At 59.4% G+C, this 20,321-nt stretch carries 19 protein-coding genes; 6 read left to right on the top strand and 13 right to left on the bottom strand.

Features of this window, described 5'->3' with window-relative positions; translation table 11 throughout:
* Positions 1-65: 65 nt before the first annotated feature.
* From QK296_RS27660 to QK296_RS27650, 3 genes are read right to left on the bottom strand one after another with little or no spacing between them, the layout of a single operon-like run.
* Complete coding sequence (locus QK296_RS27660) at positions 66-1,412, bottom strand: ATP-binding protein (RefSeq protein WP_019817208.1); 1,347 nt, start codon at positions 1,410-1,412, stop codon at positions 66-68.
* Complete coding sequence (locus tag QK296_RS27655; protein WP_003193559.1) at positions 1,409-2,086, bottom strand: response regulator; 678 nt, start codon at positions 2,084-2,086, stop codon at positions 1,409-1,411. Before QK296_RS27655 ends, QK296_RS27660 begins: the two co-directional genes overlap by 4 nt.
* An 18-nt stretch (positions 2,087-2,104) precedes the next feature.
* Positions 2,105-2,413, bottom strand: coding sequence for a hypothetical protein (locus QK296_RS27650; RefSeq protein ID WP_003193560.1), 309 nt, complete (start codon positions 2,411-2,413; stop codon positions 2,105-2,107).
* 138 nt (positions 2,414-2,551) lie between these two features.
* Between QK296_RS27650 and QK296_RS27645 the strand changes: the two genes are divergently transcribed.
* Positions 2,552-3,268 carry a 4'-phosphopantetheinyl transferase superfamily protein gene (locus QK296_RS27645; protein WP_003193561.1) on the top strand — a complete coding sequence of 239 codons (717 nt, stop codon included), beginning with the start codon at positions 2,552-2,554 and terminating at the stop codon, positions 3,266-3,268.
* Between the two features lie 103 nt (positions 3,269-3,371).
* On the opposite strand, the gene QK296_RS27640 is transcribed toward QK296_RS27645, so the two are convergent.
* Complete coding sequence (locus QK296_RS27640) at positions 3,372-4,982, bottom strand: ATP-binding protein (protein WP_003193562.1); 1,611 nt, start codon at positions 4,980-4,982, stop codon at positions 3,372-3,374.
* Positions 4,979-5,704 (bottom strand): response regulator, encoded by a 726-nt coding sequence (locus tag QK296_RS27635; RefSeq protein ID WP_003193563.1) that lies wholly within the window; start codon positions 5,702-5,704, stop codon positions 4,979-4,981. The genes QK296_RS27640 and QK296_RS27635 overlap by 4 nt, the downstream gene beginning before the upstream one ends.
* 860 nt (positions 5,705-6,564) lie before the next feature.
* On the opposite strand from QK296_RS27635, the gene QK296_RS27630 reads away from it, so the two are divergent.
* Positions 6,565-9,459, top strand: coding sequence for a ribonucleoside-diphosphate reductase subunit alpha (locus QK296_RS27630; protein ID WP_003193565.1), 2,895 nt, complete (start codon positions 6,565-6,567; stop codon positions 9,457-9,459).
* A gap of 92 nt (positions 9,460-9,551) precedes the next feature.
* Here QK296_RS27630 and QK296_RS27625 read toward each other — a convergent pair whose 3' ends face one another.
* The 7 genes from QK296_RS27625 to QK296_RS27595 all read right to left on the bottom strand — a co-directional run bounded on the left by QK296_RS27625 (position 9,552) and on the right by QK296_RS27595 (position 15,884).
* The gene (locus QK296_RS27625) at positions 9,552-10,652 is read right to left on the bottom strand and encodes a hypothetical protein (protein ID WP_183043786.1); all 1,101 of its coding nucleotides are present in this window, start codon (positions 10,650-10,652) and stop codon (positions 9,552-9,554) included.
* 177 nt (positions 10,653-10,829) lie between these two features.
* The gene (gene flgE / locus QK296_RS27620; protein WP_003193569.1) at positions 10,830-12,140 is read right to left on the bottom strand and encodes a flagellar hook protein FlgE; all 1,311 of its coding nucleotides are present in this window, start codon (positions 12,138-12,140) and stop codon (positions 10,830-10,832) included.
* A 31-nt stretch (positions 12,141-12,171) separates the two neighbouring features.
* The gene (flgD, locus tag QK296_RS27615) at positions 12,172-12,897 is read right to left on the bottom strand and encodes a flagellar hook assembly protein FlgD (protein ID WP_003193570.1); all 726 of its coding nucleotides are present in this window, start codon (positions 12,895-12,897) and stop codon (positions 12,172-12,174) included.
* Positions 12,898-12,913: 16 nt separating this feature from the next.
* Entirely contained in the window at positions 12,914-13,357 is a 444-nt protein-coding gene (gene flgC, locus QK296_RS27610; protein ID WP_003193572.1) for a flagellar basal body rod protein FlgC, read from the bottom strand.
* A 3-nt stretch (positions 13,358-13,360) separates the two neighbouring features.
* The gene (gene flgB, locus QK296_RS27605; protein ID WP_003193573.1) at positions 13,361-13,768 is read right to left on the bottom strand and encodes a flagellar basal body rod protein FlgB; all 408 of its coding nucleotides are present in this window, start codon (positions 13,766-13,768) and stop codon (positions 13,361-13,363) included.
* A gap of 313 nt (positions 13,769-14,081) precedes the next feature.
* Positions 14,082-14,909: a protein-glutamate O-methyltransferase CheR gene (cheR, locus tag QK296_RS27600; RefSeq protein ID WP_003193575.1), complete on the bottom strand. Its 828-nt coding sequence runs from the start codon at positions 14,907-14,909 to the stop codon at positions 14,082-14,084.
* Between the two features lie 42 nt (positions 14,910-14,951).
* Positions 14,952-15,884, bottom strand: a complete 933-nt coding sequence (locus tag QK296_RS27595) for a chemotaxis protein CheV (protein WP_003193578.1) — start codon at positions 15,882-15,884, stop codon at positions 14,952-14,954.
* Between the two features lie 74 nt (positions 15,885-15,958).
* On the opposite strand from QK296_RS27595, the gene flgA reads away from it, so the two are divergent.
* The 4 genes from flgA (at position 15,959) to QK296_RS27575 (ending at position 18,553) form a co-directional block, all read left to right on the top strand.
* The gene (flgA, locus tag QK296_RS27590) at positions 15,959-16,723 is read left to right on the top strand and encodes a flagellar basal body P-ring formation chaperone FlgA (RefSeq protein ID WP_003193579.1); all 765 of its coding nucleotides are present in this window, start codon (positions 15,959-15,961) and stop codon (positions 16,721-16,723) included.
* A 141-nt stretch (positions 16,724-16,864) separates the two neighbouring features.
* Positions 16,865-17,188 (top strand): flagellar biosynthesis anti-sigma factor FlgM, encoded by a 324-nt coding sequence (flgM, locus tag QK296_RS27585; RefSeq protein ID WP_003193581.1) that lies wholly within the window; start codon positions 16,865-16,867, stop codon positions 17,186-17,188.
* Positions 17,189-17,236: 48 nt separating this feature from the next.
* Positions 17,237-17,707: a flagellar protein FlgN gene (locus QK296_RS27580; RefSeq protein WP_003193583.1), complete on the top strand. Its 471-nt coding sequence runs from the start codon at positions 17,237-17,239 to the stop codon at positions 17,705-17,707.
* Between the two features lie 96 nt (positions 17,708-17,803).
* Positions 17,804-18,553, top strand: coding sequence for a flagellar brake protein (locus QK296_RS27575; protein ID WP_014719585.1), 750 nt, complete (start codon positions 17,804-17,806; stop codon positions 18,551-18,553).
* A gap of 60 nt (positions 18,554-18,613) precedes the next feature.
* Here QK296_RS27575 and QK296_RS27570 read toward each other — a convergent pair whose 3' ends face one another.
* The gene (locus QK296_RS27570) at positions 18,614-19,987 is read right to left on the bottom strand and encodes an MFS transporter (RefSeq protein ID WP_003193586.1); all 1,374 of its coding nucleotides are present in this window, start codon (positions 19,985-19,987) and stop codon (positions 18,614-18,616) included.
* Positions 19,988-20,321: the final 334 nt, after the last annotated feature.

The raw sequence follows: 20,321 nt of genomic DNA, 5'->3' as shown, positions 1-20,321 counted from the left end.
GTTTACCCCCCAAATCACTGTCGAATTACGGCCAGCGTGGTTTAACGGGGCGCTTAAGGTCAAGATCACAAGGCAGGAAAGTGAATCCTGAACGCCGCCCCACCCAACGCTGAATCTCCCAACGTCAACCGCGCGTGATAGCTTTCAATGATGTCCTTGACCACCGCCAGCCCTATCCCCTGCCCCGGGTGCTGGCGGTCGAGCCGTTCGCCACGCTGCAGAATCCGTGCACGCTGGTCCGGTGGCACACCAGGGCCGTCGTCTTCGATACACAGCTCAATGCCATCGAGGTTTTCCACCAGGCTGATACGCACTTGCTTGAGGCACAGGCGGTAGGCGTTTTCCAGCAGGTTGCCGAGCATTTCAAGCAACGCGCCCTTTTCGATGGGCACCTCGCAGGCCTGCGGCAGATCAAACGTCACGGTGACCCGCTTGTCGCGATAAACCTTTTCCAATGTATCGCACAGGCTTTGCACCACCGGTTCCAGGCGTACCTGGTGACGCACCAGGCCACTTTTTCGCAGGCTGGCACGCTGCAGTTGGTAACCGATCTGCTGGCTCATGCGTTCGATCTGCGATTGCAGCACCCACGCCTGGCTACGTTCTTCAGGCCGCTGGGCCATGTCTTCGCTCACGCCCTGCAACACCGCCAGTGGCGTTTTCAGGCTGTGGGCCAAGTCATCGAGTGAGTCGCGGTAGCGCGCACGCTGTTCGCGCTCACTGTGCAGCAAGCGGTTGAGGGAGCCGGTCAGGCGCAGCAGTTCGCGGGGGTGTTCTTCGCTGAGGCTTTCGCGGGTGCCGCCTTCGATCTGGTCGAGCTCATGGCTCAGGCGCCGCAGGGCTTGCAGGCCCCAGGTCAGGCCCAGCCACAACAGCGTCAACAACACCAGCAAGGCCGCGCCGAACCCGAGGTAGAGGTTCTCGCGCAGGCCTTCGAGGGTCAGTTGGTATTCGCGTACCGGCTGCAGGGCGACAATGCTGAACGCCGCGCTCTTGCCTCCCAGCAGCCGGACCTCGACGTCATACACGAAGAATTCCTGGCCATTGGCCTCGCGAATCCGCGCAAACTCGTTGCCGCGCCCGTCGTAGCGCGGTTTGTAGTTGATGTTTTCTTCCTGGGTCGCCCGCGAGCGCCATACCAGATGGCCTTCACGGTCGTAGATATAGCCCAGCAGCCGACTGTCGGTGAGGTTGAAACGCTCATCGGGCAGCTGCGCCGGCATCAGCAGGCGGTTATTGTCGACCCGCGCCGCAGATATCAGGGTGGTCACATCCGACGCCAGGCGCTGTTCGATGGAATCCTGCAGCGCCAGGCTGAACGCGCCTTGCATGGCCGGCAACAAGCCGAGCATAAACAGCACGGCCAGGGTGGCGGCCGCCAGCATCAGGCGCACACGTAGCGAACGAATCAACGGCAGCGCTCATTGAACAGGTAGCCCAGGCCACGCACGGTATCGATCGGCTTGAACCCGGCCGGGCCTTCCAGCTTGCGGCGCAGGCGGCCGACCAGCACTTCGATCACGTTTGGATCGCGCTCGTCGTCATCCGGGTACAGTTGCTCCATCAAGCGGTCCTTGGCGACCACTTGCTGATGATGACGCATCAAGTATTCGAGGATCCGATACTCGTAGGCAGTCAGCGCCAGGGGTTGCTCGTCCAGGGAGGCTTGCTTGCGGTTGAGGTCTAGCAGCAGCGGCCCGGCAACAATAGTCGATTGAGTAAAACCGCTGGAGCGGCGCAGCAAGGCGTTCATGCGCGCCTCCAGCTCTTCGAACTGGAACGGCTTGACCACGTAGTCGTCGGCCCCGGCCGCCAGGCCTTCCACCTTGTCCTGCCAGTTGCCGCGGGCGGTGAGGATCAGGATCGGGAAGGTCTTGGTCTGGGTGCGCAACTGGCGAATCAGGTCCAGGCCGCCCATACCGGGCAGGCCAAGGTCGATGATCGCCAAGTCATGGTTGAATTGGCCGGTCTGGTACAGGGCTTCTTCGGCATTGGCCACGGCTTCGACCACATGCCCGCTGTCGGTCAGGCGGGTAAACAGGTGATGACGCAGCAGCGCCTCATCTTCCACCACCAGCAATTTCATAAGGTTCTCCACTGCAATTCAACTAGCCGACAGGGGGATATCATAGCGGCCCTGCAGCTCTTGGGGGCGCAGTTTTATGCCATTGTAGTGGCCGGTCAGGTGCGCGTAGCCGCTGCGATAGTCGGGTTGCGCAGGGGTAGCGCCCAGGGCCTGGCCCCACGGCGCGGCCTGGGTGCCGGCGTCTTCGAAGCTGACACGATGGATCAGGTTGCTGGATTTCTTGGTTTTCTCGCTGCCAAAGGCCGCAAAGGCGCCATCGGACGCCTGCACGCCAGCAGTGGCGCCAAGCATGGTCAAGGCCAACATCAGCTTTTTGATCGCAGTCATGGTGGTTACCTCATACGCGTTTGGGCTGTGGGGTCCAGACTACGCAGGCGCCCCTGAACTCCCCCTGAACAGGCTCTGAACCGCAGCTGAACCGCACCGGGCTATCCACTGGCCCGCCAACTCGGCAAAATACCGCGCATGACGCCCCTACCCGCTTGCTGCACCCCACTCGATGATCATTGGCCGTTGCCGGTTCCCTTGCCGGGCACGGTGTTTTTGAGCACGCGATTCGACCCAGCTTTATTGAGCCCGGGCGATTTCCAGCGCTGCGATGTACCGCCGCCGGCGAGCATCCAGCGCTCGGTCGCCAAGCGCCAGGCGGAATTTCTCGCCGGCCGCCTGTGCGCGCGCGAAGCACTGCAACGACTCGATCATCTGCACTGCATCCCGGCCATTGGCGAAGACCGCGCCCCGGTCTGGCCAGGGCATATCAGTGGTTCCATCACCCACAGCACCGGACACGCTGCGGCGATTGTCGGGCACAAGGCGCAATGGCGCGGGCTGGGCATGGACCTGGAGCACCTGCTGTCACCGGAAAGGGCGGACCGCCTGGCCGGGGAGATCCTGACCGCCGATGAGCTGCAGCGCATGGCCGCCCTGCCCCGTGAGCAACAGGCCTTGCTGGTGACGCTGACGTTTTCGGTGAAGGAGAGCCTGTTCAAGGCGCTCTATCCGATCGTGCACAAGCGCTTTTATTTCGAGCATGCCGAGGTGTTGGAGTGGTCAGCGGCTGGGAGAGTGCGTCTGCGGTTGCTGACCGATCTTTCGCAAGAGTGGGGCCATGGCAAAGAGCTGGAAGGGCAGTTTGTGGTGCAAGGGGAGCAGTTGTTGAGCCTGGTGGCTGTCGCAATGTAGGAGCGAGCTTGCTCGCGAAAAACTCACAGGCGCCGCGTTTATTCAGGCAGCACGCGTTATCGTTGAGGTTTTTCGCGAGCAAGCTCGCTCCTACAGTTGGGTTTCAGGGCTTATCCTGATCCCTGGGCCAGCTCAGGCTGAAGCACGCCCCGCCCAGGTTATTGCTCTTGCTGATCAACGCCCGCCCGCCGTGCCAATAGATAATCCGCCGCACGATCGACAACCCCAGGCCATGCCCGCCAGAGGCGCGGGTACGGCTGTCATCCAAGCGCAGGAACGGCGTGAAGATCCGCTCCCAGGCGCTTTCCGGCACGCCGGGGCCGTCGTCTTCCACATCGATGCGACAACGCACCTGCCCTACCTGATAACTGATCAGCACCTGGCCCTTGGCATGGCGCATGGCGTTACTCACCAGGTTTTGCAGGGCGCGGTGCAGGTAGCGCGGCTCGGCATCGACCCAGGCGTCATCCCAATGCGCCGAGGACAGGCAAATACCCCGGGTGACGGTGACCTGCGGGCGCAATGGCGATAATTCGCCAATCACCTGGTCGAGCAATGCATTCAGGTCCACGCGCTGGAAATTCAGCTCCGGCGCACCCTGCTCCAAGCGGGCATAAGTGAGCATCTCGTCCACCAGGCCATCGAGGTCCTGGATATCGCCATCCATGCCTTCCAGGTATTTGCGTCGCGCTTGCGGCGTGGCGGCGTCACCGATCATCTCCAGGCCAAAGCGCAGGCGCGCGACCGGTGTGCGCAGCTCGTGAGACACCGCGCGAACCAACTCGCGCTGAATCGCCAGCAATTGCTGCAAGTGCTCAGCCATGCCATTGAAAGCTGCCGCCAGGCGCCCGACCGAATCGGCGCCGCGAGCCGGCACGCGCACTTCCAGGTTGCCCTTGGCGATACGCGTGGCCGCCGCCTCCAGACCTTTGAGCCGGCGCTCCAGTTGTCGCACCAGCAGATAGACGATCAAGCCGATCAGGGTAAGACCGATCAAGGTGATCAGGATCAGCCACTGCGCCGGGTAAGGGTTCATCTGGTACAGCGGGCCGATCTCCAGTACCCACGGGGTGCCGACCATCCCGGCAAACACGCGAATCGAATCGCCGCCCTTGCCCAGCGCCATCACCGTATCGCCCTCCGCCACGCGACGACGCTGGTCGTCGTCCATGTCGGCCTGGTCAAGGGCCGTCAAGTGCATTTCAAAACCAAAACCCTTGGCGTGCTTGATGTCGGCCAGACGCTGGGGTTGTTCGGCCACCGGGAAACGCACCAGTTCGTCGGCCAGCAGGTAAATAGTCGCACGGGCCAATTGCTCGCTGATCTGCTGCACCTCGCCGGTAAGCACCAGTTGCTCTTGCTCGCTGACCAACCGCAGCACCCGCGCCGCGTGGGGGCCGGTCTGTTCCACCAGGACCTGGCCGCGTTGCAGGCGGTTGCGCTGGCCCAGGTCCAATTGCGCGTCGGTGAACGTGCGCAGCTCCAGCGGAATGCCCAGCAAACGTTCCCACACCGCCAAAGCGCGCTGGCGTTCAATGGTGCTCATGGGTTGCAGGTTATCGCCCATCAACGCAAAGGTGCCGTGAGCCAGGCGCTCACGGTACTGGCCGCTGCGCACGTCATTGAGCAGGTGCAGCGCCAGGGCGCCGAGCAGCGCCACCAGGATCAGCGCCGCGCACATGCCGCCGTAGATGCGCAGGAAGATCGAGTTCACAGCGGCATATCGGCAGCGGCTTCGGGGACGAACAGGTAGCCTTTGCTGCGGATGGTCTTGATCAGGCGTGGGTGGATCGGATCGTCGCCGATCTTTGGGCGAATGCGCGAGATACGCACGTCAATCGAGCGATCCTGGCCGTCATAACCAATGCCGCGCAGGGCGATGAAGATTTCTTCGCGGGACAGGATGCGCCCGGCGTTCGCAACCAGCAGCCACAAGAGGTCGAATTCCGCGCTGGTCAGTTCGATGCTGCCCTCATGCAACCAGGCTTCGCGCAAGGCATTGTCCACCACCAGCGGACCAAACTGCAGGCGGCGCTGGTTTTCCACTGCAACGGGCAACGCCGCTTCGCTGCGGCGCAGCAGCGCCTGGATACGCGCCAGCAACAAACGCGGGCGCACGGGTTTGCACACATAGTCGTCGGCGCCCATGTCCAGGCCCAGCACCTGGTCCATGTCATCGGTGCGCGCGGTGAGCATCAGGATCACACCGTCATAGCGCTCGCGCACCTTGCGGCAGATGCTCAGGCCGTCTTCGCCGGGCAGCATCAGGTCGAGGATCACCAGGTCCGGCTGCTCGGCGATGATGCGCGCCACGGCCTTGGCACCATCGCCTTCTACCGACACGCGCAGGCCGTTGCTTTCCAGGTACTCACGGGTCAACTCGGCGAGTCGCTCGTCGTCCTCGACGATCAGTATCTGCCAGGCTTCTTGCTCCATGCGCTACCTCGTTGTTATTAGAATTTCTTCTGGCCGACACAATCGAATGTGAAATACGGTCGGTGTGGGAGCTGGCTTGCCTGCGATGGCGGTGGGTCAGCGAGCCTGTGGGTGGCTGATACACCGCCATCGCAGGCAAGCCAGCTCCCACCTATTGATCTTCAGCAGGCATAGCCTGTTTGTCATGTTGTGAGGGCATAACAAAGGCCGATTGTAGCCATGCACCGCCCCTTGAACACAAGCCGGGAAATCCATTCGGTCATGGCGATTTTTTGTGGTAGGGTTCGCGCCCTCAAAATTCCCGCCGGCAGTTTCTACCCGGGAATATTCGGTGACAAACGGTGTAATCCAGTAGTAATGCGGCCTACACGGGTGTTCCATGATTCATACACATTTTACCCACAGCGTTATCCACAGGTAGTGCGTTGCTAAGCCCCCCAAAACGCATTATCTTGTACCTCGGCGCTAAAAAAACCCTACATGTAGGGTTTTCAGCGAAAAGACCAAACACATATCCGGCAAGAAACTCAAGCGCTTTCTTGCTCGTGTTTGGTTGAACCAAAGCATTTTTTGAAAGCCCAAACCGCGCACGCGGATGGCAACCGTTTTCCAGCCCGATTGGCAGAAAACGGTACGGGTGTTGCAGGGCTTGAATGGGGCCACTGTCACCCACCAGGAATACGGCGAAGGGCTCCCCGGCCCCGAACCAAAGACTTCGGCATGGAAGCGGCGCGATGAGCTCCCTTCCTCCTGTCCCGAAGTTGTTATGCCAGGCCCAGGCCTGCTGTAAGTGCTTCAGGACGGAACGGTGGGCACCGTGATGGTGCCCAAATAAATATAGAATGTGGAGACACCCCCTCATGCAAACCGACACAACTCGCGAGAACCCGCAAGGCTCCGTGCCGCAGGCCGCTGATTCGAACCTGGATCTGTCCGCCACTGCACCTGGCCAACTGCGCGTGATCAAGCGTAACGGCACTGTCGTTCCTTATACCGATGACAAAATCACCGTCGCCATCACCAAAGCGTTTCTTGCAGTTGAAGGCGGCACCGCTGCCGCTTCGTCGCGCATCCACGACACCGTTGCCCGTCTGACCGAACAGGTCACCGCGACCTTCAAGCGTCGCATGCCATCGGGCGGCACCATCCACATCGAAGAAATCCAGGACCAGGTCGAACTGGCCCTGATGCGTGCCGGCGAGCAGAAAGTGGCCCGCGACTACGTGATCTACCGTGACTCGCGCGCCAAGGAGCGTGCCGTACGTTCCCCGGCCGAAGAAGCCGCCGTTCAAGCGCACCCGTCGATCCGCATCACCCTGGCCGACGGCAGCTTCGCACCGCTGGACCTGGGCCGCCTGAACACCATCATCACCGAGGCCTGCGAAGGCCTGGAAGAAGTCGACGGTGACCTGATCCAGCGCGAAACCCTGAAGAACCTGTACGACGGCGTGGCCCTGACCGACGTCAACACCGCCCTGGTGATGACCGCCCGTACCCTGGTAGAGCGTGAGCCGAACTACTCGTTCGTGACCGCCCGCCTGCTGATGGACACCCTGCGTGCCGAAGGCCTGGGCTTCCTGAAAGTCGCCGACAGCGCCACTCACCACGAGATGGCCGACCTGTACGCCAAGGCCCTGCCGGCCTACATCGCCAAAGGTATCGAATTCGAATTGCTGAACCCGATCCTGGCCACCTTCGACCTGGAAAAGCTCGGCAAGGCGATCAACCACGAACGTGACCAGCAGTTCACCTACCTGGGCTTGCAAACCCTGTACGACCGTTACTTCATCCACAAGGACGGTATCCGCTTCGAACTGCCGCAAGTGTTCTTCATGCGCGTGGCCATGGGCCTGGCGATCGAAGAGAAGAACAAAGAAGACCGCGCTATCGAGTTCTACAACCTGCTGTCGTCCTTCGACTACATGTCGTCGACCCCGACCCTGTTCAACGCCGGTACCCTGCGTCCACAGCTGTCGAGCTGCTACCTGACCACCGTGCCGGATGACCTGTCGGGCATCTACCACGCGATCCACGACAACGCCATGCTGTCCAAATTCGCCGGCGGCCTGGGTAACGACTGGACACCGGTGCGCGCACTGGGTTCGTACATCAAGGGCACCAACGGCAAGTCCCAGGGCGTCGTACCGTTCCTGAAAGTGGTGAACGACACCGCCGTTGCCGTGAACCAGGGTGGCAAGCGCAAAGGCGCTGTGTGTGCCTACCTGGAAACCTGGCACATGGACATTGAAGAGTTCATCGAGCTGCGCAAGAACACCGGTGATGACCGTCGTCGTACCCACGACATGAACACCGCCAACTGGATCCCGGACCTGTTCATGAAGCGCGTCTTCGATGACGGCAAGTGGACCCTGTTCTCGCCATCCGAAGTACCGGACCTGCACGACCTGACCGGCAAGGCCTTCGAAGAGCGCTACGAGTACTACGAAGCCCTCACCGAGTACCCAGGCAAGGTCAAGCTGTTCAAGACCATCCAGGCCAAAGACCTGTGGCGCAAAATGCTGTCCATGCTGTTCGAAACCGGCCACCCATGGTTGACCTTCAAGGACCCATGCAACCTGCGCAGCCCGCAGCAGCACGTGGGCGTGGTCCACAGCTCGAACCTGTGCACCGAGATCACCTTGAACACCAACAAGGACGAGATCGCCGTTTGCAACCTGGGCTCGATCAACCTGCCGAACCACATCGTCAACGGCAAGCTGGACACCGTAAAGCTTGCACGCACCGTCAACACCGCCGTACGCATGCTCGATAACGTCATCGACATCAACTACTACTCGGTGCCACAGGCGCAGAACTCCAACTTCAAGCACCGCCCGGTTGGCCTGGGGATCATGGGCTTCCAGGACGCTTTGTACCTGCAGCACATTCCTTACGGCTCCGATGCAGCCGTCGAGTTCGCCGACAAGTCCATGGAAGCGGTCAGCTACTACGCGATCCAGGCTTCCTGCGACCTGGCAGACGAGCGTGGCGCCTACGAGACGTTCCAGGGTTCGCTGTGGTCCAAGGGCATCCTGCCGCTGGATTCGCAACAGATCCTGATCGAAGCCCGTGGCCAGAAGTACATCGACGTTGACCTGAACGAAACCCTGGACTGGGCGCCGGTACGTGCCCGTGTGCAGAAAGGTATTCGTAACTCCAACATCATGGCCATCGCGCCGACCGCCACCATCGCCAACATCACTGGCGTGTCGCAGTCGATCGAACCGACCTACCAGAACCTGTATGTGAAATCGAACCTGTCTGGCGAATTCACCGTGATCAACCCATACCTGGTTCGCGACCTCAAAGCCCGCGGCCTGTGGGACTCGGTCATGATCAACGACCTGAAGTACTACGACGGTTCCGTGCAGCAGATCGAACGCATCCCGCAAGAACTCAAAGAGCTCTACGCGACCGCGTTCGAAGTGGACACCAAGTGGATCGTTGACGCCGCCAGCCGTCGTCAGAAATGGATCGACCAGGCCCAGTCCCTGAACCTGTACATCGCCGGCGCCTCGGGCAAGAAGCTGGACGTGACCTACCGCATGGCGTGGTACCGTGGCCTGAAAACCACTTACTACCTCCGTGCCCTGGCCGCGACCAGCACCGAGAAGTCGACCATCAACACCGGTAAGCTGAACGCTGTTTCCAGCGGTAACCACGGTGATGACTCGGTACTCGCAGCGCCAGCCGGCCCGGCACCTGTGCCAAAGGCCTGCGCGATTGACGAACCCGATTGCGAAGCTTGCCAATAAGCTGAGCCAGTCCAGGGGGATTGCCCCTCTGGTTTGAAAAAGCCCGATAGACCCCGACTGCATAGGGTTTATCGGGCTTTTTGCTTATCGCCTTAGAGAAACGCGTACGCAATACCTTGCTTGGGCGCGCCACCTCTGCGCCCCCACAACTCCACCCGCCCGTCGATGACCGCCATCGAATGGCGATCGTAGGCCACGACACCGAGCTTGCCGCTCGCCAGCTCACTGCTTGAAGACTGCCTGTATAGCCCTTTCAACCCCAGGCGATCCAATGCTTCGTGGGGCATTTCGCCGTTGTTCAAACTTTGCATCGCGTGGGCGAAGCTTCTTTTGGATTGACTAGGGTTGTCGTCCAGGCCATTACCTTCAATCTGTGCCCGCTTGGCGCTCGCTGCGAACATGAAGTTGGCATCCGTCATCATCCCCGGATTGTCCCCCTTGAACTGCGCATACCTGGCCGCCTGCTTTAATTCATCCTTGGATAGATTAAGTTCGAAGCCGTCGCGCATCTTCACGTGATAACCGTCTGCCGTCTCTTTTACCTCCTTGAAAACGTCGGTGGGTTTCTGGCCGAACTTCATCATTGCGCCCTTTATCGCTGACACCGTGACGCAGTTGCCATCGGGCCCCTGGCTGAATCCACTCCAGATGTTGTCCGGCTTTTTCCCTGGGTTACTTTGATCAGGCTTGTAGTTAAAGTGCTTGGAACCTTCGGTAATCGGCAGATTACTCATGGGCTCGCTGGGCCCGAAATTACCGGGGCTTGGCCTGCCCCCACCGCCCCCACCACCGCCACCACCTGGCGACGGGCGAGGAGAAGGCGGCGAAGGTGTGGGTGATGTATCGTCGATTTCCGGAAACCATTGCTTCATCAGACGGCGCAGCATCTCCAGCCAGGAGACGTCCGCCTTCGCCATCAACTCCTGCATGATCTCCTTGAATTTCTCATCACCCAGCTCTTCGCGCTTCTCGTTCAACTTGTCACGAATGTCTTGGACGGTTTGGCTCTTGGATGTTTTCTCGGCATCTCTCAACTCATTGAGCAGTTGCCTCACCGATTCAGCATCAGAGGACTTGCCTCCCCCGGGCTCATCCGACTGACTTTTGCGTCTGTATAGACCGGCGCTGTAGTTATTCAGAACAAACCAATGGCTGCCTGCTGGCACCCCTTCCCACTGCTTGTACATCGCCATACCTCTCTCCCGCTGATCGATGGGCGACAGGCGCCCGTGCCCCGTACGTGGCGCAATGGGCGGTGGGCGTTCCAGCAGTAAGGCGAGGTGAAACAAGCGGTAAACTAGTAACGCGCGCGCACAAAAAAGCCCCTCGATCGAGGGGCCTTTTTGTGTGCGGGTATTAGCGCGGTGGCATCAGGTCATCTGAATGATGGTCTGCATGATGGTGCTTTGGGTGGAGATGGTCTTGGCGTTCGCCTGGTAGTTGCTCTGGGCCTTGATCAGGTCCACCAGCTCGCTGGTCAGGTTGACGTTGGAGTTCTCCAGGGAGTTGGCCACGATCGAACCCAGGGTACCGGCTTGCGGGTTGTCATAACCCGGCTGGCCCGAGGCGAAGGTCTCTTTCCAGGTGGTCGCACCGGCTGGCTGCAGGCCCTGCTCGTTGTTGAAGCTGGCCAGGGAGATCTGGCCGATGGCCTTGCTCTGCTGGTTGCTGAAAGTGGCGAACAGGACCCCGCTGCCGTCGATTTTCAGGCCGGTGATCTGGCCGGTGGCATAGCCATCGGTGACCGGAGGGTTACGGTAGGTGGCCGAGTTGTACTGGGTAATGTTGGCCATGTTGATGGCGATACCACCCGGGTTGGCATCCGCACCGTTAGCCTTCCATACGCCGTCAGTTACCTTTCCGGGAACCCAACCGGCAACGGTGAGGGTCTTGTCGGACACACCATTGGTGACGACGGTAGTCAGATTGCCAGCGCCGTCAAAGGTCAATGTCGACGGCACAGGTGGCGTCGAAGGGGTGCCGGTCGGAGCCGAACCATCGGGGTTGCGACCGTCAATCAGGGTATAGGCATTCCACTTGTTGCCGTCGGTTTTCACCAGGTACTGCACCATCGGGTGCGCGTTACCTTGGGAGTCGTACAAGGTGGTGCTGTACTGGGTAGTGAAGGTTTCGGTCTTGGTTGGATCAAACGGCTTGGCCGTCTGGTCGATCACCGGCTCCGAGGAGTTCAGGTTGCTGGTGGAGTCGACCTTGGTGGACGCCTTGGGCGGCAGGTTCGCCAGATTCAGTTGCAGGTCGACCAAGCCACCCTTGCTGATCTTGCCATTATCGTCCGCGGCATACCCTTGCAGGCGGGAAGTGCCGGTGTTGTTGGTGATGTAGCCGTCCTTGTCCGCACGGAAAGCGCCGCTACGGGTGTACTCCAGCGAACCGTCGCTGCCCTTCTGTACGAAGAAGCCACCGCCCTGGATCGCCATGTCGAGGATGCCGCCGCTGCCGTTGACGTCGCCCTGGGTGAACTGCTGGGACACCGCCGCCAGGTTCACACCATTGCCGATGCTGTTCTGGCCAGTGCCCAGCTTGGAAGCCGCGTAGATATCGGCGAATTCCGCACGGGATGACTTGAAGCCAGTGGTCGCGACGTTGGCGATGTTGTTGCCGGTCACGTCCAGTTGTTTGTTGGCCGCATAGAGGCCGCTAAGGCCGATATTAAAAGACATGTTTCTCTCCCTCTGCCGTATTTAGCCGGCTCTATGTACCGATAGTCTGAATTTGCGACAGCTTGACGCTGCCCATGCCGCCTGCAAGGTTGAGCAGCATTTCGCCGCCGGTCTTGCTCAGGGTCACGCTGGTGACCGTGGCGGGCAGCGAAGTGGTCAAGGCCACTGCGTCGCCTTTGTCGTTCTTGGTGGTGGCATTGAAGGTGTAGGTGCCAGCTGGGGCAACCTCGCCCTTGTCGTTCTTGCCATCCCAGATAAAGCTCTGGGTACCGGCACTCTGGGCGCCCATGTCAACGGTGCGCACCACATTGCCGTCTTTGTCGGTGATCTTGACGGAGACATTGCCCACCGCCGAGGTTACTGCCACCGAACCGGTCATGCTCTTGCTGGTATCCACCATGGCCTTGTCGGTCTGGATGATGATCGAGCGCCCCACCAGCGACGAAGCCTGCAGCGCCTGCGACGAGCTGAAGTTGCTGGAGATGTTGTTCACCGAGTCGTTCAGGGTATTGATGCCTTCCAGGCTGCTGAACTGTGCAAGCTGCGCGACGAACGCGCCGTTGTCCTGGGGCGACAGCGGATTCTGGTTTTTCAGCTGGGTGACGAGCAGTTGCAGGAACGCATCCTTGCCCAGCGACTGGTTGCCCGTCGCCGTCTTGGAAGCGTCGCTGACGCTGCTGTTGTTCGTCGCAGTCTTGACCTTGGAATTGAAAAGGTCCTGAACCGCCGTGTTGTTTGACGTATCAACGATGGCCATTATTTGGCGCCCCTTATCACTGACCCAGGGTCAGAACCTTCTGCATCATGGTTTTGGCGGTGTTCATCATTTCCGCGTTGGTCTGGAACGAGCGACTGGCAGAGATCATGTCAGCCATTTCCTCGACCACGTTGACGTTGGGGTAGTAGACGTAGCCCTTTTCGTTCGCGGCCGGATGGTTGGGCTCGTAACGGGCCTCCAGGTTGCTCTGGTCTTCAACCACGCCCAACACCTGCACACCGGAGCCGGCGGCGTCCTGGCTCTGGAACAACGAATCGCTGCCGCTTGCCTGCCCCCCCTGGAACATGGTGGCGAACACCGGGTGGCGGGCGCGATAGGTTTGGTCAATGCTCGAGGAGACGGTTTCGGCGTTGGCGATGTTACTGGCGACGGTGTTCAAACGCGTGGTCTGCGCGCTCATGCCACTGCCGGCAATATTGAAAACACTGGACAGGGACATGGCTTACTCTCCGCGCAGGGCTGACATCAGCCCTTTGAATTTGCTGTTGAGCAGGGTGAAGCTGGCCTGGAAGTTCACCGAGTTTTCGGCGTAGTTCGATTGCTCCAGCTGGGCGTCGACGGTGTTCTGGTCGATCGACGGCTGCATCGGTGTGCGATACAGCAGCGACTCGTCACCCTTGCTCAGGCCTTGCGCTTCAATATGACGGCTGTTGGTCATATTCAAGGCGAAGGTGCCGTTCTTGGTCTTGTCCTGTTGTGCGGCGAGCACAGCGGAGAAGTCCAAGTCCCGAGCCTTGTAGTTCGGGGTGTCGGCGTTGGCAATGTTGTTGGCCAGGACTTCGGCACGCTGGGCGCGGAAGCCCAGGGCTTGTTCGTGGATACCGAGCGCTTTATCGAAGCTGATGCTCATGGCGGAAACCTTTAGGCTGACCTGCTGTTCGTTAGCAGGGTTATAGCAAGGTGCATGCCAATCTTGCGGGAGCCCGTATATCAAGGGCTTCGAGGGAAGTTGCCGGCGACTATGCCAGAAAAGCGGCAAGCGATTTCCGCGTAGTGCCAGTAAAGCGGCAATGGGGCTTGCCGCTTTACTCCAGCTTGCCGAGAAAAAAATGTGGGAGCTGGCTTGCCTGCGATGGCGCAGTACCTGCCGACCTATTCATCGACTGACACACCGCCATCGCGGGCAAGCCCGGCTCCCACAGTTTTTATTGCATACATCCAGACTACTTGGCCTGGTAGATGATCCCAGGGCTGCATTGCACCATCTGGAAGTGATCCGGCAGCCCATTGAGCGCCTCGGAAGCACCGAGGAACAGATAACCTCCGCGCTTGAGGGTGCCGTGGATGCGCAACAGGATGTCTTTCTTCACTTCAGCCGAGAAATAGATCAGCACGTTGCGGCAGAACACCATGTCGAACTTGCCCAGGCTGGCGTAGCTGTCGAGCAGGTTGAACGAGCGAAATTCGACGCGGTTCTTGATCGGCGCCTTGATCGCCCAACGCCCTGCCCCTTTGGGATCGAAGTAGCGTTGCAGGCGTTCCTGGGACAAGCCTCGGCCCAGGGCCAGGCTGTCGTACTCACCGGTCTTGCAGTTGGTGAGCATGGTGCCGGACAAGTCCGTGGCCACAATTTGCGCGCCGGCTTTCAACTGGCCGATGTTGGTTCGCTCGAACTCGTCGATGGACATCGAGATCGAGTACGGCTCCTGCCCCGAAGAACAGGCCGCCGACCAGATACGCAGGCGCTGGCCCGGGCTGGCCTTGATGGCTTCGGGCAACACTTTGTTCTTGAGCACTTCAAAGGGATAGGTATCGCGAAACCATAAGGTTTCGTTGGTGGTCATGGCATCGACCACCATTTCCTTGAGCCCACTGCGCGGCTGACCCTGGATCCGCTGGACCAACTCACCCAGGGATTTGATGCCCTGCTGTTCCATCAGCTTGTTGAGGCGGCTGGATACCAGGTACTGCTTGTTTTCACCGAGCAATATGCCACAGGCTTTTTCCAGGAAGACCCGGAACTGTTCGAAATCCAAATTACCCGTAGACAATGATGCCGCCTCTTAAATCGTGTGACCGCCGGGGGACATCCCCTAGCCGTGATCTGCTGCCTTGATCCGGTCGACTACCCGGGATGCGAGGTCATCAGGACGGAATTTGGCCAGAAAGTCATCCGCACCGACCTTCTTGACCATTGCCTGATTGAATACCCCCGACAACGAAGTATGCAGGATGATATGCAATTTTTGCATGCGTGGATCGTTACGTATCTCGGCCGTGAGCGTGTAGCCATCCATTTCCGGCATCTCGATGTCAGAGATCATCATCAAGAATTCTTCTTCGGGCTTCTTGCCCTCGTCCGCCAGCTTGCGCAGGTAATCCAGGGCTTGGCGCCCGTCATTGAGGGCCACCACCTCCACCCCGACGGTTTGCAGGCAACGTGTGACTTGCTTGCGCGCTACGGAAGAGTCGTCCACGGTCAACACGCGCAACGAAACCGCCTTGTGTGCCGTTTCGGCATCCACCACACCGACGGAGATGGTTTCCGAGGTGGGGGCCACTTCGGCGAGGATCTTCTCCACGTCGATGATTTCCACCAACTGGTTGTCGACCCGCGTCACCGCCGTCAGGTAGTGATCGCGCCCCGTGCCCTTGGGCGGCGGATGGATCTCTTCCCAGTTCATATTGACGATGCGCTCCACCGAGCGCACCAGGAAACCCTGGGTCTTGGTGTTGTATTCGGTGATGATCACGAAAGGGTTCTGGCGGTCTTGCAAACCCGCGGCCCCCGTGGCCATTGCCAGGTCAAGAATCGGGATGGTCGCGCCACGAATGTTGGCCACGCCACACACTACCGGACTGGACTTGGGCATGATCGTCAATTTGGGACATTGCAGCACTTCACGCACTTTAAACACGTTGATGCCATACAACTGATTGCCATCCAGGCGGAAAAGCAACAACTCCAGGCGATTCTGCCCTACCAGCTGTGTGCGCTGGTTTACTGAATCCATTACACCTGCCATGCCCAGACTCCTAAATCCTAGGGGTACGACGCGTACCCAACACTAAACGGCACGAGCTTTGCTATTTACTGAGTATGGATATTAAAACGACAGTTTCCCGACACCCTGGCCGCTCACGCTACCGCAGACTGCTCTGCGCCGCGCTGGCGCTGCTTGTCTCGGGCCTGGGCGTCACGGCCCGCGCCGACAACGTTACCTTGCCTGATCTACTTATCGGCGTCACCCAAGGCTTTCTTGAGTTCACTGTAGAAGATTATCTGGCGACCACCCAGACGCCGGGGCGTTATGAAATCCAGGTCAACCAGTTGGACCCCCGTTTGCGCATGCCACTGTGCGACAAGGAATTGACAGCCACCCTGGAAAGCCCCGCCCAGCCCATCGGCCGTGTGACCGTAAAGGTGCGCTGTGAGGGCGCCTCGCCCTGGACGGTTTTTGTACCGGCTCAGGTCAAGCTGTTTCGCGACGTGGTGGTCGTGGCGAGACCGTTGAAGCGCACCGGCATCATCGGCTACGACGATGTGGCGTTGCGCGAGCGGGACATCAGCCTGATCAACCAAGGCTACCTGACGTCGCTGGACCAGGCCGTCGGGCAGAAACTCACCCGGCCAGTGGTCACCGACCAAGTCCTCACGCTGGTTCATCTGGAACAGGCCGAGGTGATTCGCAAGGGTGACCAGGTGGTGATTTCCGCCAGCAGTGGCGGCCTGAACGTCAGGATGCCGGGAGAGGCGTTGTCCAATGGCGGCATGAGCGAACAGATCCGTGTCAAGAACCTCAACTCCAATCGCGTGATCAAGGCGCGAGTCACCGCGCCAGGTCAGGTCGAGGTGGCGCTATAGATGACTGGAATCAAATGCCAGCTTTTCCTACACTGTGTGCTGGATATTGAGCCGAACAGGTTTATTGTCAATCGAGCCTAAAGTTTGCCCGGGTATGGCCGAAAACATGGCAAGCGTCCAAATACCCAGAGGTTTTTCAACATGGTCATTGATTTCAGTCGTTTGAATAACGCCCCGGCCTTGCCCGGCAATACGCGCACCGGCGGTGCCAAGGACAGCGTAGAAGCCAAGCCGCAGCCCTTGCCTGCCAAAGCAGAGCAGGCCGCCGCCAGCCAGAGTGGGGAATCGGTACACCTGAGCAATGAGGCTCAACAGTTGCAAAAGGTCACTGACTCGCTGCGCGATCAACCCGTCGTCAATAAAGCCCGCGTGGCCGAGTTGAAACAGGCGATCGCCGATGGCAGCTATAAAGTCGACAGCAACCGTGTAGCCAGCAAGCTGCTCAACTTCGAAGCCGAGCGCTAGGCAAAGGCCTGCGCAGGGCTTTTGGACGCTTAAAACCCAAGGCCAGCCATGCACCACGACGAACATTTGCTCCAACTGATCATTGATGATCTGGCGCCGACGCAACAATTGCTCGAGCTGCTTAAGGAAGAATCCCTGGCCTTGTACGGCCGGGATATGCGCTTGCTGGAAGAAATCCTGGCGCGCAAACAATCGCTGATTGTCTTGCTTGAACAGCATGGCAAAAAGCGCAGTGAGATTCTGATCAGCCTGGGTCTGCCTGCCGATCATGATGGCCTGGCACAACTGGCCAGCCACTCTTCAGTTGGCGATCAACTGCTGGCACAAAGCAAAGAACTCAATCATTTGCTTGCCCAGTGCCAGGAAGCCAACCTGCTCAACGGTCAGTCGATCCAGCTTCAGCAAGCCACGACCGCCAATCAGCTGCGCATACTGCACGGCGGAGAGCCTCCGGCCCTTTACAACGCCCAAGGCTCCACCTCACGCCTGGTCAAGCCAAGCACCCGCAGCCAAGCCTGACGCCGGTTTACAGCGTGGCCTATCCAAGGCGCGCTACATACTGGCAAAATGCCGGTTCTTGCGTGTAGTCGTATTTTGCCTGGAGATGGAAGAACCGTGTTCAACGCCCTTAATGCGGAAGATGCACCGCAGCCACCCAAGGTGCTCACCACGCCTCTGGAAATCGCCAGCACGTTGCGGATGCTGCAAGAAAGCCATGACCCACTGATCATCACTTTCCACGAACGCAGCCAGCGCTTCCAGAGCTACCTGGTGGACATCGACCGGGACAGCAAGACGCTGGTACTGGACGAAATGATTCCCCGTGACGGTGAACGCTATCTTGAGAATGGCGAAGCCTTCCGTATCGAAGGTTTCCATGAGGGTGTGCGGGTTGCCTGGGAAAGCAATGGCACGTTGACCATCAGCGAAAAAGGCGGCCACCGCATCTACAGCGGCAGCCTGCCCGGCGAAGTGGTTTACCACCAACGACGCAATGCCTTCCGCGCCGCTCTTAAGCTCGCGCAATTGGTGGACATTCAGTTGGGTGGCGAGAAGCTCAAGGCGCCTATCAGCGGTAAGCTGCTGGATATCTCGGCAACCGGCTGCAAATTGCGCTTTGAAGGCGATATCTCCGAGCGTCTGCAGTTGGGCCAGGTCTATGACCGCTTTATCGCTGCCCTGCCCTTCGGCAGCATGACCACCTCTGTGGAACTGCGCTACCTGCACTTCGAAGACAAGATCAACACCACCTTTGCCGGCGTGCGCTTTCACAACATGAGTGGTTTGGTGCAGCGCCAAGTGGAGCGCTTTGTCTACCAATTACAACGTGAAGCTCGGCGCTTCGATAAAGACGACGATCTTTAAGCGTTAGACGCTGAGATAAAAAAACGGGCAGATCCTGATGGGATCTGCCCGTTTTTTCGTTCAGGGGCGTGCCCTGCTTAAGTCATGGGGATGCTCGTCCGGGTCTGGTGGCTCGTGCGACTCTTCGCTCGTCGGCTCCTCGGTTTCAGGGGCGGGCTCTGGATCAGGCACAGTCACTTGCATCTGCTCCTGTACCACCTGCTCATCCACCCGCGGGTCAAGGGCAGCCACCAAGGGCGAACTGGACATGCTGTCGGGCATTGCCACGTGATGCAGCGGTGCGTCGTCGACCTGATGCAGGTTGGTCACAGCCTTGGGTCGAATGCGCCACACCAGGATCAACGCACATAAGCTGAAAAACGCATAGAGCATCTGGCTGCCGAATAGCTTCATCACCACACCTGCCAACAGCGGCCCCACGCTGGCGCCAATCCCGTAGGTCACCAGCAACATGGCCGTCAGTGACACCCGACGATCGCCTTCCACATGGTCGTTGGAAAAGGCCACAGCCAAAGGGTAAAGACAGAACTGCACCAGCGAACAGAAGAAGCCTGCCACGAACAGTACTTCCAACGGTACCTGCGTCATGATTGCCAACGGCAAGGCCGTCACCGCCAGGCACAAGGCAAAGCAGCGAATCAGCAGCGCACGATCATAGCGGTCCGACAACCAGCCCAGCGGCCACTGCACGACCAATCCAGCAAAAATGCAGCTACCCATGAACAGGCCGACTTGCTCAGTTGTCAGGCCCTGCTGAGAGGCGTAGAGCGGTGCCAAGCCGTAGAACGAACCGACGATCAACCCAGCACCCAACACGGTGCTGAGCGACTGCGGCACGCGCTTGATAAAAAAGCGCGGCTCCATCGGGGCCGGGTGCAGTGGAGCCGGGTGAATGCGCCGGGTCATGGCCACCGGGACCAGGCACAGCGCGAAGCACAGCGCCACGAGCATTAACAGCTCAAGCCCCAGATGGGGATGCATGACCAGGATCAACTGGCCCAGTACCAGCCCAAGGTAGGACGCAATCATGTAGCCGCTGAACACTACGCCACGCTGCTTGGCATCCGCCTGCTCATTGAGCCAACTCTCGATAACCATGTACTGGCACATCATCCCCAAGCCCACGATCATCCGCAGCACAATCCAGGCTGGCAGCCAATCAACCAAACCGTGACCCAGCACTGCTGCGCCGACGATCCCCGCGCAGGTGGCGTAAGCACGAATATGCCCGACCCGGGCAATCAGGCGGTGCCCGAGCTTGCCGCCCAGCACCAAGCCAAAATAGTTGGCAGCCATCAGCGCACCGACCCACAAGCTGTCGACATTGTCTGCTGCCAGACGCAAAGCCAGATAAGTACTAAGCAGGCCGGAGCCGATCAGCATCATCAAGGAGGCGAAATAAAGGGCTCGAAAAGATTTCCAGATCTGGCGCATCGGCGTTCCGAGCGGCTCCTTGCGGTAAGGGGTAGGGCTATCAGCATGATAGTCCGGGGCAGTTGAATCCGGACAGGCGGCAGAGCCTGTTTACGGGGATTATTTTGTTTCACAGCTCAGACGCCACATGGGTGTCTGTGAGGTACATAACCGTGGAGATAAATACACGGCGCACCACCTGTGAACCTTGATCACACGCAAGGTTCGACTCGTATTAGGGTATCTGCACAAAAGATTTCGATAGAACACTGTGCAAGCTTCGCAGGCGTCCGACTTTCAAGCGCCCAAAACAAAACCCCAACTGCTTTCGCAATTGGGGTTTCGGAATTTAATC

It is taken from the genome of Pseudomonas sp. AL10, from assembly GCF_029960685.1.
Classification (GTDB): Bacteria; Pseudomonadota; Gammaproteobacteria; order Pseudomonadales; family Pseudomonadaceae; genus Aquipseudomonas; species Aquipseudomonas lactis.
Note: the sequence above shows the minus strand (reverse complement) of the source record. Positions and strands in the feature narration are given on the sequence as shown.

Excerpts from the sequence above, each read along its gene's own strand:
- QK296_RS27655 (WP_003193559.1), bottom strand. The coding sequence starts at position 2,086 with ATGAAATTGCTGGTGGTGGAAGATGAGGCGCTGCTGCGTCATCACCTG.
- QK296_RS27650 (WP_003193560.1), bottom strand. The coding sequence starts at position 2,413 with ATGACTGCGATCAAAAAGCTGATGTTGGCCTTGACCATGCTTGGCGCC.
- QK296_RS27645 (WP_003193561.1), top strand. The coding sequence starts at position 2,552 with ATGACGCCCCTACCCGCTTGCTGCACCCCACTCGATGATCATTGGCCG.
- QK296_RS27635 (WP_003193563.1), bottom strand. The coding sequence starts at position 5,704 with ATGGAGCAAGAAGCCTGGCAGATACTGATCGTCGAGGACGACGAGCGA.
- QK296_RS27630 (WP_003193565.1), top strand. The coding sequence starts at position 6,565 with ATGCAAACCGACACAACTCGCGAGAACCCGCAAGGCTCCGTGCCGCAG.
- QK296_RS27625 (WP_183043786.1), bottom strand. The coding sequence starts at position 10,652 with ATGGCGATGTACAAGCAGTGGGAAGGGGTGCCAGCAGGCAGCCATTGG.
- flgE (WP_003193569.1), bottom strand. The coding sequence starts at position 12,140 with ATGTCTTTTAATATCGGCCTTAGCGGCCTCTATGCGGCCAACAAACAA.
- flgD (WP_003193570.1), bottom strand. The coding sequence starts at position 12,897 with ATGGCCATCGTTGATACGTCAAACAACACGGCGGTTCAGGACCTTTTC.
- flgC (WP_003193572.1), bottom strand. The coding sequence starts at position 13,357 with ATGTCCCTGTCCAGTGTTTTCAATATTGCCGGCAGTGGCATGAGCGCG.
- flgB (WP_003193573.1), bottom strand. The coding sequence starts at position 13,768 with ATGAGCATCAGCTTCGATAAAGCGCTCGGTATCCACGAACAAGCCCTG.
- QK296_RS27595 (WP_003193578.1), bottom strand. The coding sequence starts at position 15,884 with ATGGCAGGTGTAATGGATTCAGTAAACCAGCGCACACAGCTGGTAGGG.
- flgA (WP_003193579.1), top strand. The coding sequence starts at position 15,959 with ATGGATATTAAAACGACAGTTTCCCGACACCCTGGCCGCTCACGCTAC.
- flgM (WP_003193581.1), top strand. The coding sequence starts at position 16,865 with ATGGTCATTGATTTCAGTCGTTTGAATAACGCCCCGGCCTTGCCCGGC.
- QK296_RS27580 (WP_003193583.1), top strand. The coding sequence starts at position 17,237 with ATGCACCACGACGAACATTTGCTCCAACTGATCATTGATGATCTGGCG.
- QK296_RS27570 (WP_003193586.1), bottom strand. The coding sequence starts at position 19,987 with ATGCGCCAGATCTGGAAATCTTTTCGAGCCCTTTATTTCGCCTCCTTG.